Origin of the sequence: Paracoccus haematequi, assembly GCF_900631945.1 — a bacterium.
Taxonomy (GTDB): Bacteria; Pseudomonadota; Alphaproteobacteria; order Rhodobacterales; family Rhodobacteraceae; genus Paracoccus; species Paracoccus haematequi_A.
Genome location: NZ_UZWE01000057.1, coordinates 41,384 through 54,465, shown reverse-complemented (window position 1 = coordinate 54,465; position 13,082 = coordinate 41,384). Strand labels below are relative to the sequence as shown.

Below are 13,082 nucleotides of genomic sequence, written 5' to 3'. Positions count from 1 at the left end.
GCAGAAACCTGGCACCAGTTCCTCGACGACTTCGTTAGCGATCCTGAACTCGCGCAACGCTTCAAGGCTCAACCGCCGCGGTAACAATCGGCCGGTTACCAGACATCGGAGGACGAGCGCGGATCCAGCCCTTTACCGGCAGGCGAAGGATAGCGGCAAGTCCCGTGGCGCTCATAGCGCCGAGCATCCAAGCCAGAGGCATGTCGGCCCACGCAAAGGCCACGCCTCCGGCCGTTCCAATGACAATGGCCAGAGCGAATGTCGGGCGAAGGTCCAAATTAGGCTGCTGCCGCGTCGTTCAGGTGGCAGGCCGAGACATGTCCGGGCGCGATTTCCTGGCGCGCGGGGACCTCGATACGGCAGCGGTCATGCGCGAAGGGGCAGCGCGGGTGGAAGTGGCAGCCCTTCGGCGGGTCCAGCGGGCTGGGCAGTTCGCCCTTCACCGCGGAAAAGCGGCGTTTGCCCTTCTGGATCCGCGGTACCTCGGCGAGAAGCTGCTGAGTATAAGGATGGTTTGGACGCGCGAAAACCTCGGCGACTGGTGCCTCTTCGACGATACGGCCCAAGTACATGATCGCGACCCGGTCCGAGATATGCTCGACGACGCCCAGATCGTGACTGACGAAGAGGTAGGTCAGGCTCAGCTGTTCGCGCAGGTCCATAAAGAGATTCAGAATCTGCGCCTGGATCGACACGTCTAGCGCCGCCACGCTCTCATCGCAGACTAGAAATTCGGGCTGCACCGCGAGGGCGCGGGCGATGTTGACGCGCGCCCGCTGCCCGCCCGAGAACTGGTGCGGCAAACGCCCCTTCATCGAGGGATCGAAACCCGCTTGACGTAGATAGTTGTCGACATAGTCTGCGCGACTGCCCTTGATCATGCCATGGATCCGGGGTGCCTCAGCCACCAGAGCTTCTACATTCATGCGCGGGTTTAGCGCCGCCATCGGGTTTTGGAAGATCATCTGCGCCTTCAGGTCTGCCGCGAAGCGCTGGCCCGTGCTCATCTCGGCGCGGTCCTGGCCCTGCCAGAGGACTGAGCCGCTTGAGGGAGGCAGGATGCCCGCTGCAATACGCCCCAAGGTGGACTTGCCGCAGCCGGATTCGCCAACAAGGCCCATCACCTCGCCCTGGCGGATGGTCAGGTCTACGATGTCAATTGCATGGACTACTGGCGGGCTTTTTGCGGCGCCAAGGGCTATCGAGATGCGGCCGGCAAGGTCGGGCTTGTGGCCAAAGCGGCGCGAGACGCCGCGGAGTTCCAGCAATGGCGCAGCGGCGCCGCTGGTTGGTGTGGGCATCACGCGGTCTCCTCATGCGGATGGAAGCAGCGGTGGAAGGCCTGCGGTCCGCCGAAGCGGCCGGGTCGAGATTCGCAGGCCGCATCCGCTCGGGCGCAGCGGGTCCGGAAGGCGCAACCCTTAGGCATGTTCGCCAAGTTCGGCGTCACGCCGGGGATCTGGGCCAGCCGCGTGCCCCGGCTGTTCTGCGACGGGACCGACCGGATCAGCCCTCGCGTATAAGGATGGCGGGGCGCTGAGAGCACGTCGTCCGTCTGGCCCATCTCAACGATCCGGCCGCCATACATGACCGCGATCCGGTCGGCGAGGCCGGAGGCGATCGCCAAATCATGCGTGATCCAGATGACCGAGGTGCCGCGCTCCTCCGTCAGCCTCTGGAACTCGGCGATGATCTGCGCCTGGATCGTGACGTCCAGCGCGGTCGTCGGCTCATCCGCGATGATCAGGTCTGGCTGGTGCAGAAGGGCGATGGCGATCGCCACGCGCTGCCGCATCCCGCCCGAAAACTGGTGGGGATAGGCGTCAAGCCGCTCTTCGGGGCTCGGAATCCCGACCAGGGCCAACGCGTCCCGGGCACGGGCGTGCGCCTCGTTATGACCGATCTGCAGATGGGCGTGAAGCGTCTCGGTTAGCTGGGTGCCGATGCGCAGCACCGGGTTCAAGGTCATCATCGGGTCCTGGAACACCATCGCAATGCGGCGCCCGCGCAGCGAGCGTCGCGCCTCGGGGTTGGCCTGCGTTAGGTCCATCCCGTCGAACATGATCTGTCCCGAGCTGACCCGACCCGGCCCGTCGACGAGCCCCATGATCGAAAAGCCCGTAACGCTCTTGCCCGAGCCGCTTTCGCCGACCAGCCCCAGCACCTCACCCCGGCCCAGCTGGAACGACACCTCGTCCACGGCGCGCAGGGTGCGGCCATGCCCCACGGGGAATTCGGTCACCAGCTTGCGGACATCCAGCAGCGGGGTCATCGCGTACTCCTTGGGTTCAAAACATCGCGCAACCGATCACCGACCAAGTTGATCGCGACGATGGTGATCAGAAGCGCAATGCCGGGATAGAAACTGATCCAGTAGAGGCCCGAGAGCAGATACTGGTAGCCGTTCGAGATCAGCATTCCCAGAGAGGGCTGCGTCACCGATGCGCCGAGGCCCAGGAAAGACAGCGTCGCCTCCAGCCCGATGGCGCGGGCGACCTGCATCGTCGCGATGACGATGATCGGCGCCAGGCAGTTGGGCAGCAGGTGGCGCAGCAGGATGCGATGGGCGGGAATGCGCAGGCAGCGCGCGGCCTCGATATATTCCTTCTCGCGTTCGACCAAGGCGGTACCGCGCGAGGTGCGTGCATAGGTGGCCCATTCTGCGATAATGATCGCCAGGATCACATTGGTCACACCGTTGCCCAGAAACGCCAGCACCATCAGCGCCATCAGGATGGTGGGAAAGGACAGCTGCAGATCGACGAGGCGCATCAAAAAACCCTCGGTCCGGCCGCCGACATAGGCGGCCATCAGGCCCACCGTCGTGCCCATCAGCGCTGCCGCGACGGCCGAGACCAGCCCTACCAATAGGGAGGTTCGCAGCCCGTACATGATGCCCGACAGGATGTCTCTACCCTGGCCGTCAGTGCCGAGGTGATAGGGCACGCCGTTGAAGCTGGACGATCCGGGAGGCAGGCGGCTGTCCATGATGTCCAGCTGCATCAGGTCATAGGGGTTTTGGGGCGACAGCACTGGCGCGAGGATTGCGACCAGGACAACAGCCAGAAGCACGATCGCGCCCAGGGCTGCTAGAGGCGCCGCGAAGAACCGCGCTAGTCCCGTCCGTAAGCGCCCTGACTCTGCCAGGGCCGACGCGTCGGGGAGAATTGGGACATTCGCGTTCATCCTGTTACCCCTTTCCGTCCAGCCGCACGCGGGGATCAAGCAGCGTGTAGCTGATGTCGATGATGAAATTTAGTGTCACGAACAGCACCACCATCATCATCAGATAGGCGACCACCACAGGCCGATCCAAAAGGTTGATGCTGTCGATGATCAACTTGCCGGTCCCTGGCCATCCGAAGATGCTTTCCGTCACGACCGAAAACGCGATGAGCGAGCCAAATTCCAGTCCGATGATTGTCACGACGGGAATCATCAGGTTCTTGAGGATGTGCACCAGGATCACGCGGTTCTCCCTCAGGCCCTTGGCGCGGGCGAACTTGACGTAATCTTGGGCGACGACCTCCTGCACCCCGGCACGGGTCAGTCGCAAGATCAGCGAAGTTTTGAACAGCGCCAGGTTGAGCGCTGGCAGAATCATGTGCTGCAGCCCGTCCGCCGTTAGAAAGGACCAGCGCGCGCCCAGAAACTCCACCGTGCTACCGCGCCCGTTCGACGGCAGCCAACCCAACTCCACCGCGAAGAGGAGGATGAACATCAGCCCCACCCAAAAGGTCGGCAGCGAGAAGCCTAAGATCGAGCCGGTCATAATGACGCGCGACGAGATCCGGTTAGGGTAGAGTCCAGCATAAAGCCCCAGCGGCAGACCGATCACCAGCGCGATCACCATGGCAAGCAGTGCCAGCTCCAGCGTTGCCGGTAGCCGATCCAGGATGACGTCCAGCGCGGGACGGCCATAGACGAAACTGGTGCCAAAATCGCCCTGCGTCAGCCCCTTTAAAAAGGTCAGGTATTGCTGCCAGAGCGGCTGATCGAGGCCGAGACGCTCCACCACGCGCAGCCGTTCGGCCTGGTTGAGGTCGGGATTGACCAGGATATCGACGGGATTGCCGATGACATTGACGCCCAGGAAGACGATCAGCGTCATTGCAAAGATGACGAACATTGCCTGAATGCCGCGCCGGATGATGGTGGTGATCATGTACCAGTCCTTCTGGGGGCTCAGGCGACGCTGATTGCCATGCCGTCGCGCTGCGGATCCGCGGCACCCGACGACAGCCCATCCTTGATGCGAATGCCATGAAGGGCCGCGAAGGCATAGGTTTGGGCTGAGCGGACGACATCATAGCCATCTGCGCGCAGGGCATCTGAAACCGAGCGGCGAATGCGATTGCAGATATCGATCGAGTTCGACACGCCGACCAGCCGCGGTGCCGCGACCGCCTCAAAGATGCCCATGTCGAAATCCACTATGTTGACGATGCCCTGCGCCACGGTCGGCGCAATATAGCTGCCCCCTGGTGCCCCGATGACAATCGAGGGAACGTCGCCCTCGAAAACAATGGTCGGCGCGGCCGAACTGGCCCGGCGCTTGCCCGGCGCGATCGATGCTGGCCTGCCCGGCCGCGGATCGAAGCGTCCCATCAACCCGTTATACATGAAGCCGAGCCCGTCTGTGATCGCGCCCGACGGGCTCCCCAGCGAGTGGGTCAGGGCGACAGCGTTGCCCTCCTTGTCAACGACCGAGATATGGGTGGTGTCGCGCTGCGACATGTCCAGCCGCTCGACATTCGCGCGCTCGCCCCGCTTGATGCGTGCTGCGATTTCGGCGGCGTGCTCCTTGGCCAAAAGTTGTTCCACCGGGACATCGACATAGGCCGGATCGCCCATGTGAAGGTCCTTGTCGATCGTCATGTGCTTCATCGCCTCGAACATGGTGCGCACATATTCGGTCGAACCGTGTCCCATCGCCCTAAGGTCAAAGTTCTCCAAGATGTGCAGCAGCTCGATCATGGGAAAGCCCGAGCCGGGCGGAGGGCTGGATGCGATCCGATGCCCCCGATAGTCGCCCCAGACCGGCTGCGCCTTGGTGATCCGGTACTGCGCCAGATCCTCTTGCCCGATCAGGCCGCCGCCTGCAGCAAAGTCCGCGGCAATCTGCTGAGCAATCTCGCCTGTGTAGAAGATGTCCGACGATCCGCTTTGAGCAATCCGCTCGAGGGTCCGGGCGAGATCCGGGTTCTTCAGCAGATCCCCCACCCGACGCAGCACGCCGTCCTCGTTGAAATAAACCTGCCGCCCGGTCTTGGAAAAGCGCAGCTTGTCTACCGTATTGATCTGGCCGTCCCCGGCTTGGTCCTTGGCCCAGTACCAGTTCATGTGCGGCCGGATCATGAAACCCTCAGCGGCATAGCGAATTGCTGGCGCGATCAGGTCCGCCCAATCCCAACTGCCATAGTCCTGCAGCGCTGTCTCGTAGCCCTTCAGCGATCCGGGCGTGCAGCATGCCAAGTAACCAATCTCGGAAATGTTGTCTTGCAGTATGAAGCCAAAGCCGTCCCGGCTCTGCCCGATCAGCTTGTCCAGCCACATTTCGGGAGTCGCGGCCAAGGGTGCCAGAGCATAGAATTCCAAGATCTCATGGATGCCGCGCTTGGGCATGTAGACCTGCATCGAGCCGAAGCCACCGATCCCGCACATCTGCGGATCAACGACGCCTTGCACGAATGCGCAGGCCAGCGCCGCATCTATCGCGTTTCCACCGCGTTCCAGAACTTCTGCACCGGCCTCGACAGCTTCGGGTTGGGGGGCAACGATGGTTGCATTGCGGATCACGCGCGGATCTCCTTCAGGATGCGGGTCAGGAACGCCTTCACAGCGCCGATGCATTTCAGCCGGTCATGGGACACACCGGCAATCTCGTCAAAGGTGACGGTGACGCCAGCCGCCTCAAACGAGCGCTGCAGGCTGCGCAGCCGCTCGGGTCGGGTCTGGCCGGCCTCATTGGCGCCCTCCATGTAGTAGGCTGACCCAGGCCGGTGCGTGATCTCCCAAGTCTCCAAGTCCAGCGCGCCGACAACCATCTGTATCGGCACCCGCGCCAGAGCCTTAGCGTCGAACGGTCGGCCGAAGCGGGTAGGAAGGTTGCGCAAGCCGACCCACCAGTCGCGATCCGGGTCCAGCAGCGTCACCGAGCCCGGCGCGCCGATCGAGGCCGCCCACAGCCGTTCGGGATGAAGAATGGCGAAGCGGTGGGTGAAATGCCCGCCGCCCGAATAGCCGAACATCGCGAACTGCGACCAGTCTTGCCCGTATTTCTCCGCCATCTCGGCAACCATAGACAGCAGTACCCGATCGTAGCGAATGTCACCCTCGATCATGTATTTGTAGCCTGAGCGCGCGCCATCACCTCGCACGCCCACTGGGAAGATCGGGCAGAGGATCGCGCAATCGTTGTAAAGGCCGAACTCGGCGAAGCCGTCGCGGAATTCCAAGGCCGATGTGCGGCCTGTTCCATGCACCGCGACAAGCAGATCGATCTTGCGCCCCTCGGCAGCAGCAGGCGGCACGTAAAGAAGCATGTGAAAGCGGGGATCAGCGGCCGAGGCAAAAATCGCGGTCTCGCCATAGTCATACACCGCGCGTGCGCGCTCGGCCGCGCCGCTCGTTCCCAATTCCTGCATTGTCTCTCCTGGAGGGTCTTTTTACTCTGGGGCAGGGCACAGGGCCCCGCCCGATGAGGATGGCCTTACTCGTCGGCCAGCCGAACCTCGTAGGCCAGCGTGTACATGTCGGCGCGGGGCTCGAACCGGATATCGGCCCGCGTGCCAACGACGACATTCTCGTAATGCATCGGCAGCAGCCACTGATCATTGAAGACCAGCTTCGAAACCTCTTGCAACAGCGGCTCGCGCTCGGCCTCTTCCAAGATAGCAGTTGCCTGATCCAGCAGCGCGTTTACTTCGGGGATATCGACGCCGCCGCCATTATAGCGTCCGGTACCCTTGTCAGCATCGCGGCCCGCGATCAGCGCCACGGCGGGGTTGGACACCTCACCTGTATTGACGCCCCAAGAACCCAGAAACATCGAATATTCGCCATCCGAGTAGCGACCCGAATAGACAGACCAAGGCACGACCTCAACCTTGGTCTCGATGCCAATGCGGGTCAGCATCTGCCCGGCTGCCTGGAGGATCTGGCTGTCATTGGTGTAGCGCCCGGCGGGGCCGTGGATTGTCATTGCGAAACCGTCGGGATAGCCAGCTTCGGCCAGAAGAGCGCGGGCGGCCTCGGGGTCATAGGGGACCTCCTCGACGTCGTCCGAATGACCAAAGAAGCCTTCGGCCACGAATTGATGCGCGACGGTACCGTTGTTCTGCATCACTCGCTCAACGATGGCATCACGGTTCATCGCCATCAGCATCGCCTTGCGTACACGCTGATCCTTGAAAGGGTTGTCGATCGCCGAACCGTCCTTTGCCGTCACAAAGGGAGTTTGATCGCGCGCAACGTCCATGCCCATGTAGACAATCCGTGAGGATTGTCCGCGAACGATCTGCAAGTCGTCGCGCGCCTCGACGCGTGCGACGCCCTCGGCGGGGAGGGCTTCTATCAGGCTCAGATCGCCGGCTAAAAGCGAGGCAAGGCGACCACCCTGATCGGGAACCATCCGCAGCGTAACTTCGCTCCAGTCTGCGGGCCCGTCCATGTAGTCGTCGTTGCGCTCCAGTTGGACGCGGTCGCCGGGCGTGTAGGACACCAGCCGGAATGGCCCAGTGCCGACCGCCGCCGCGCCGCTTTCGAATGCGGCAACGTCGGCATCGGCAAATTCGCTGCTGATGATTCTGATCCGGCTGAGCGAGTTCAAGATCATCGGGTCGGGCACCGTCGTCTCGACCAGAACGGTATGCGGATCCTCGGCCGTGACCGAGGCGATGTTGCGGGTATAGGCCGCGAAGGCCTGGCTCGGCTTGTCACGAGCCCTCAGCAGCGAAGCGACGACATCGTCGGCGTCGAACCCCGATCCGTCGTGGAAGCTGACGCCTTCGCGCAGGTGGAAGCGCCAATGGGTGTCATCGACGATCTCCCATTCGGTCGCCAGCTGCGGCTTGTTTTCGGCGGCGCCGCCGCGATTGATTAGGCTGTCCCAGATATGCCGGCTGGTGGCGTTGTTGGGCGAGTTGGAATCCTCGTGCGGGTCCAGTGTCGTGATTGGAGAGGCCATCCCAATGGCCAGAGTGGCGTCCTGCGCGGCTGCCGGACCTGTGACAAGCGCAGCGGCGGCCATTGCTGAGGTCACGCAGAGGGTCGTTCGAATGCTCTTCAGGCTGATCGTCATGTCATCTCCCATGTGTCGAACCAAAGGACGATCCAGCCTTCTTGTAGGGGCTGTAGGGGTCGTCGTTGCCGGATCAAAGAGGAAACGAAACGCATGTGTCAAATTATTATTTCGGTTGTTTCGGCAGATGATACCGACAAAATAGGAAGGCTCTTGTCTTAGCCGGAAAGGGGAACGAGCGTGGAATATAGCGTAGAATCAGTAGAGAAGGCTTTTGATCTCCTGATGCAAGTCGCGCGGGATCAAGGGCTAGGTGTGACGGAGCTAGCAAAAAAATGTGGAATTACTAAGTCTCGGGCATTTCGCCTGTTGCATACAATGGAACAGCGTAGAATAGTCTCAAGGACCGAAAAGAGCACATACCGGCTCGGGACCGGGATGCTCGTGCTCGGAATCACCGCCAGCTCGCAGATCGACCTCATCCGCTTTGCGACTCCAATCCTTGAGGATCTGTGCCAGCGCGTGAACGAGACCGTACAGTTGCGCGCGGTGGACGGGACAGAGGCGCTGTGCATTGCCAAAGCCGAGCCTTCGCGGGACCTGCGCGTGCATGCGAATGTCGGCCGGCGTCGGCCGCTGTACGCCGGCTCGCCCAAATGCTTGCTGGCTTTTCAGAATGCGGCCTTCATCGACCGCTGCGTGCCGGCCAGGCCAGTGCCGCTGACCGACAACACTCCCCGCTCACGCAGGCTGATCTTAGCTGAACTGGAACGCATTCGCGAGCAGGGCTACTGCGTCAGCCGGGGTGAGGTGAGCGAGCATCAGGTGTCCTGCGCTGCACCAGTCTTCACGATCGACCACTCAATCGTTGCGACTATCCATGTCGTGGCGCCGGCATTCCGGATCGGCGATTCTGAGCTTGACCACATCATTCGGTTGACCACCCAGTCCGCCAGACGCCTGTCCACCGCCTTGGGTTGGGGCGAAAATCAATAGACGAGCATTATAGATCATTGCGGCTTTGCATACGACTTTGGATGCGAAACAACGGACCCTCTGCTGTCATTCAGCCTTCCGCCCAAATTGCAGGCAGAACCATGTCCCGCGTCAGTGGTGCCAGAACCAGCTGTCCTTGCATCTCGGGATGAACCCAGACAACTTCCTCGATCTCCGCTTGAGCTTCGAAGTCATTGTTCATCTGCAGGCGGAACACTTCGGCGGACACAAGATAGCCAGGCTCGTTCGCAGCGGGAGCGGAAAAGCAACCGAGGTAGACCGCGTCCTCCGCCTGGATGTTCAGCCCAAGCTCCTCGAAGAGTTCCCGACGGAGCGCCGCGACAGGAGTTTCACCGGCATCGATCTTCCCGCCGGGCTGCATGAAGGCTGTCGTTCCGCGCTTTCTGACAAGCAGGATTGCTCCGTCCTCGCGCAGGATCGCTGCAGCGGCTATGTGGATTTCCATATCAGCCTTTCCTCGAAGTGTGACCTTGGTCTGTGCAATAGTTGATGCCCGCTCCTGGCGCGCGGATCGGTTGCGCGATGAGCAGTCCATTGGTCGCGGCGTCTTCGTGCCCTTGGCATTCGCGCCGGGGGAGGCTTTCCAGTTCGACTGGAGTGAGAACTGGGCCGTGATCGGCGGGGTTCGCACGAAACTGCAGGTTGCCCACATCAAACTCGCACATAGTCGGGCTTTCCTGCTGCGGGCTTATCTGCTGCAGACGCATGAGATGCTATTCGACGCCCACTGGCACGGGTTCCGCGTCTTCGGCGGTGTGCCCGGCCGCGGCATCTATGACAACATGAAGACAGCTGTCGACAAGGTGCTGGTCGGCAAGGACCGGCAGGTCAACCTGCGCTTTATGGCTATGGCCAGCCACTACGTCTTTGATCCCGATTTCTGCAATCGGGCTGCGGGCTGGGAAAAGGGGCAGGTCGAGAAGAACGTTCAGGATGGCAGGAACCAGCTCTGGCAGACAATGCCGGCTTTTGCGGATCTGGCGAGCTTGAACATCTGGTTGGAGGAGAATTCTGTTCGTCTTTGGCATGAGACGCCGCACGGCACCTTGCCGGGCACGATCGCCGATATCTGGGAAGCGGAGAAGGAGGCGCTGATGGCCCTTCCTCCCGCATTCGATGGGTTCATCGAACATGGCAAGCGCGTCTCCCCGACCTGTCTGGTAACATTTGAACGTGCCCGCTACAGCGTTCCCGCCTCGTTCGCGAACCATCCGGTCAGCCTGCGGGTCTACCCAGAGAAAATTGTCATCGCGGCTGAGGGGCAGATCCTGTGCGAGCATGATCGGGTCATCGAGCGCGCCCATCACGCGCTGCCTCGCACGGTTTACGATTGGCGGCATTATCTCACGGTGATCCAGCGCAAGCCTGGTGCCTTACGCAACGGCGCCCCGTTTGCCGAGATGCCAGAAGCCTTCCGGCTGCTTCAGCAGCATCTGCTCAAGCAGCGCGGCGGAGACCGGGAAATGGCTGAGATCCTGGCGCTGGTGCTGCAGCATGACGAGCATGATGTCCTGGCCGCCGTCGAAATGGCGCTTGAGGCCGGCGTGCCGACCAAAACCCATGTGCTGAATCTTTTGCATCGCCTGGTGGATGACGGACCCATTGCAACGCCTGACCTGGACCCACCGCGGGCTCTGGCCCTTCGGGAAGAACCAAAAGCCAATGTCGCCCGGTATGACGACCTGCGCCGCCAGTTGAAGGGAGCACGACATGCGTCATGATCCCGCCAGTGCCGCTATCGTCATCATGCTCAAGAGCCTGAAGTTGCACGGGATGGCACAAGCCGTTGCCGACCTTATGGAGCAAGGCGCGCCCGCCTTTGAGGCCGCAGTGCCCATGCTCTCGCAGCTTCTGAAAGCCGAAATGGCTGAACGTGAGGTCCGCTCGATCGCCTATCATCTGAAGATCGCCCGCTTCCCCGCCTATAAAGATCTGTCGGGCTTCGACTTCGCTGCCAGCGATGTAAACGAGCCCCTGGTTCGGCAACTCCACCGGTGTGACTTCCTCGATGGCGCCCAGAATGTCGTATTGATCGGGGGGCCGGGCACAGGGAAATCGCATGTCGCGACCGCCTTCGGTATCCAGGCCATCGAACACCATCGCAAAAAGGTGCGCTTCTTCTCGACCGTCGAGCTGGTCAATGCCCTTGAGCAGGAAAAGATGCGCGGCAAGGCCGGGCAGATCGCTGACAACCTGACACGCCTTGATCTGGTCATCCTGGATGAGCTTGGATACCTGCCCTTCAGCGCCTCGGGCGGGGCGCTGCTCTTCCATCTGCTGAGCAGGCTCTACGAGCGCACAAGCGTTGTCATCACCACCAATCTCAGCTTCGCCGAATGGGCCACCGTCTTCGGCGACGCCAAAATGACCACGGCGCTGCTCGACCGCCTCACCCATCGCTGCCACATTCTGGAGACCGGAAACGACAGCTTCAGGTTCAGGGCGAGCACCGCGGCCGCCAAAACAAAGAAGGGAGCTTCAAGTGCATTGACCCAGGCATGACCCACAGAACATAACCGAAGGGTGGGTCAGTTCTCGATGACAAACCCGGGTCAGTTCTCAGCGACATTCAACAGACCGCCCATCCTCATGCGCTAGGCACTTCTCGATCCAGTCGCTATTGAAACCCAGCTCGTTGAGTAGCGTCGAGCCCGTGCGGCGCAGGTCATGCACCGTGAACGGCTCCAGCGGCAGTCCCTCCTTCTTGGCCTGTTCGACCACCGCATAGGTGACGCGGTTGAAGGTCGCGCGCGACATCGGCGCGTCCGCATCATAGCGCGACGGCAGCAGGTATCTCGAATTGCCGGCGCAGGTCTTGAGCGCGACCAGGATGTCGATGGCTTGCGCCGGCAAATAGACGTTGTGCGCCTTCGAGCGCTTCATCCGCTCCTTCGGAATCGTCCACACCGCATTCTCGAAATCGACCTCATCCCATGTGGCGTCCTGCAACTCGCTCTTGCGGACCATGGTGATGAGAAACAGCTTCATGCCGAGCCGGATAGTCGGCAGCGTGGCAACATGCTCAAGCTGGCCCAGCATGACCCGGATCTCGGCGGGCGATAGCGAACGGTCCTTGGGAACGAATGTCGCGATTGAGGAAGGACCGACCTCATCGGCGGGATTCGCGACCTTCTCCCCGTGCAGGATCGCGAAGGCGTAAACCAGCTTCACGATGTCTCGAACGTGGACCGCCGTGGCCGGCGCTCCACGGTCCTTCACCTTTGCGCACATCGCCCGCAAATCGTCGGGGCTGATTTCCGTCAGCAGACGATTCCGAAACGTCGGAAGGATGTCCCGCTCATAGATCGTGCGGCGCATGGCGCGGGTGCTGTCGGCCATCTTCGCCTCTTGTAGCCAGCGTTCGCCAAACTCGCCGAAACTCTTTGCTTCCTTGAGGCGGCGCTTTTCTCGCTGCTTCTCCTGGGCAGGTGACCGACCTTCGAGAATAGCCCGCTGCGCGTCGATCAGCTTCTCCCGCGCACGCGCCAGTGACAGGCCAGCGGCTCCATACCGGCCGAGCGTCAGGGTCTCGCGGCGGCCATTCAATCGGTAGTCGTAACGGAAGACGACCGCCCCTGAGGGCTGGACCACGACGTACATACCGTCACGGTCAGCGACCTTATATAATTTATCCTTTGATTTCAGGGCTTTGATGCCCGCATCAGTCAGCATTGGACCCTCCGAGATCGCTCATAAAACGCGAGAGAGCCCTCAAATATACCGTCAGGCCAAAATCGGCCTTCCTGAACGGCAAAATTCCCTTTTGTATCAGGGTCATAATGCCTAAAAAATACCGTCACAAGCTCTCTAAGCCGTGACGGTA

At 61.5% G+C, this 13,082-nt stretch carries 11 protein-coding genes and 2 pseudogenes; 4 read left to right on the top strand and 9 right to left on the bottom strand.

The features are described 5' to 3' along the window. Positions 1-278: 278 nt before the first annotated feature. From PARHAE_RS17625 to PARHAE_RS17595, 7 genes are all read right to left on the bottom strand, one after another. Positions 279-1,301: an ABC transporter ATP-binding protein gene (locus tag PARHAE_RS17625; protein ID WP_126155866.1), complete on the bottom strand. Its 1,023-nt coding sequence runs from the start codon at positions 1,299-1,301 to the stop codon at positions 279-281. Continuing rightward, complete coding sequence (locus PARHAE_RS17620) at positions 1,301-2,272, bottom strand: ABC transporter ATP-binding protein (protein ID WP_126155865.1); 972 nt, start codon at positions 2,270-2,272, stop codon at positions 1,301-1,303. The genes PARHAE_RS17625 and PARHAE_RS17620 overlap by 1 nt, the downstream gene beginning before the upstream one ends. Beyond that, positions 2,269-3,186 (bottom strand): ABC transporter permease, encoded by a 918-nt coding sequence (locus tag PARHAE_RS17615; RefSeq protein ID WP_126155864.1) that lies wholly within the window; start codon positions 3,184-3,186, stop codon positions 2,269-2,271. The genes PARHAE_RS17620 and PARHAE_RS17615 overlap by 4 nt, the downstream gene beginning before the upstream one ends. A 4-nt stretch (positions 3,187-3,190) precedes the next feature. Next, positions 3,191-4,165: an ABC transporter permease gene (locus PARHAE_RS17610; RefSeq protein ID WP_126155863.1), complete on the bottom strand. Its 975-nt coding sequence runs from the start codon at positions 4,163-4,165 to the stop codon at positions 3,191-3,193. A gap of 20 nt (positions 4,166-4,185) precedes the next feature. Then, a complete protein-coding gene (gene ggt / locus PARHAE_RS17605) occupies positions 4,186-5,799 on the bottom strand; it encodes a gamma-glutamyltransferase (RefSeq protein ID WP_206437017.1) in 1,614 nt (537 codons plus the stop codon). Beyond that, entirely contained in the window at positions 5,796-6,647 is an 852-nt protein-coding gene (locus PARHAE_RS17600) for an alpha/beta hydrolase family protein (protein ID WP_126155862.1), read from the bottom strand. The genes ggt and PARHAE_RS17600 overlap by 4 nt, the downstream gene beginning before the upstream one ends. 65 nt (positions 6,648-6,712) lie before the next feature. Next, on the bottom strand, positions 6,713-8,302 hold the full coding sequence (locus PARHAE_RS17595; protein ID WP_126155861.1) for an ABC transporter substrate-binding protein: 1,590 nt from the start codon (positions 8,300-8,302) through the stop codon (positions 6,713-6,715). Between the two features lie 180 nt (positions 8,303-8,482). On the opposite strand from PARHAE_RS17595, the pseudogene PARHAE_RS22195 reads away from it, so the two are divergent. Together PARHAE_RS22195 and PARHAE_RS17590 are read left to right on the top strand one after the other, a co-directional pair. Continuing rightward, positions 8,483-8,641: pseudogene (locus PARHAE_RS22195) on the top strand (helix-turn-helix domain-containing protein); the annotation flags it as partial. 39 nt (positions 8,642-8,680) lie between these two features. Beyond that, the gene (locus PARHAE_RS17590) at positions 8,681-9,238 is read left to right on the top strand and encodes an IclR family transcriptional regulator (RefSeq protein WP_241232870.1); all 558 of its coding nucleotides are present in this window, start codon (positions 8,681-8,683) and stop codon (positions 9,236-9,238) included. Positions 9,239-9,308: 70 nt separating this feature from the next. Here the strand turns inward: PARHAE_RS17590 and PARHAE_RS17585 are convergent, their stop codons facing one another. Then, positions 9,309-9,653 carry an NUDIX hydrolase gene (locus PARHAE_RS17585; RefSeq protein ID WP_420899421.1) on the bottom strand — a complete coding sequence of 115 codons (345 nt, stop codon included), beginning with the start codon at positions 9,651-9,653 and terminating at the stop codon, positions 9,309-9,311. Here PARHAE_RS17585 and istA point away from each other — a divergent pair. Further along, positions 9,577-10,980, top strand: a pseudogene (istA, locus tag PARHAE_RS17580) (IS21 family transposase); the annotation flags it as partial. The gene PARHAE_RS17585 and the pseudogene istA overlap by 77 nt on opposite strands. Continuing rightward, on the top strand, positions 10,970-11,761 hold the full coding sequence (gene istB / locus PARHAE_RS17575; RefSeq protein ID WP_019352161.1) for an IS21-like element helper ATPase IstB: 792 nt from the start codon (positions 10,970-10,972) through the stop codon (positions 11,759-11,761). The pseudogene istA and the gene istB, both read left to right, overlap by 11 nt. A gap of 57 nt (positions 11,762-11,818) precedes the next feature. Here istB and PARHAE_RS17570 read toward each other — a convergent pair whose 3' ends face one another. Next, positions 11,819-12,931, bottom strand: a complete 1,113-nt coding sequence (locus PARHAE_RS17570) for a tyrosine-type recombinase/integrase (protein ID WP_126155858.1) — start codon at positions 12,929-12,931, stop codon at positions 11,819-11,821. Positions 12,932-13,082 lie beyond the last annotated feature (151 nt).

Bases quoted from the DNA above. Each gene is read 5' to 3' on its own strand.
- PARHAE_RS17625 (WP_126155866.1), bottom strand. From the start codon at position 1,301: ATGCCCACACCAACCAGCGGCGCCGCTGCGCCATTGCTGGAACTCCGC.
- PARHAE_RS17620 (WP_126155865.1), bottom strand. From the start codon at position 2,272: ATGACCCCGCTGCTGGATGTCCGCAAGCTGGTGACCGAATTCCCCGTG.
- PARHAE_RS17615 (WP_126155864.1), bottom strand. From the start codon at position 3,186: ATGAACGCGAATGTCCCAATTCTCCCCGACGCGTCGGCCCTGGCAGAG.
- PARHAE_RS17610 (WP_126155863.1), bottom strand. From the start codon at position 4,165: ATGATCACCACCATCATCCGGCGCGGCATTCAGGCAATGTTCGTCATC.
- PARHAE_RS17600 (WP_126155862.1), bottom strand. From the start codon at position 6,647: ATGCAGGAATTGGGAACGAGCGGCGCGGCCGAGCGCGCACGCGCGGTG.
- PARHAE_RS17595 (WP_126155861.1), bottom strand. From the start codon at position 8,302: ATGACGATCAGCCTGAAGAGCATTCGAACGACCCTCTGCGTGACCTCA.
- PARHAE_RS17590 (WP_241232870.1), top strand. From the start codon at position 8,681: ATGCTCGTGCTCGGAATCACCGCCAGCTCGCAGATCGACCTCATCCGC.
- istB (WP_019352161.1), top strand. From the start codon at position 10,970: ATGCGTCATGATCCCGCCAGTGCCGCTATCGTCATCATGCTCAAGAGC.
- PARHAE_RS17570 (WP_126155858.1), bottom strand. From the start codon at position 12,931: ATGCTGACTGATGCGGGCATCAAAGCCCTGAAATCAAAGGATAAATTA.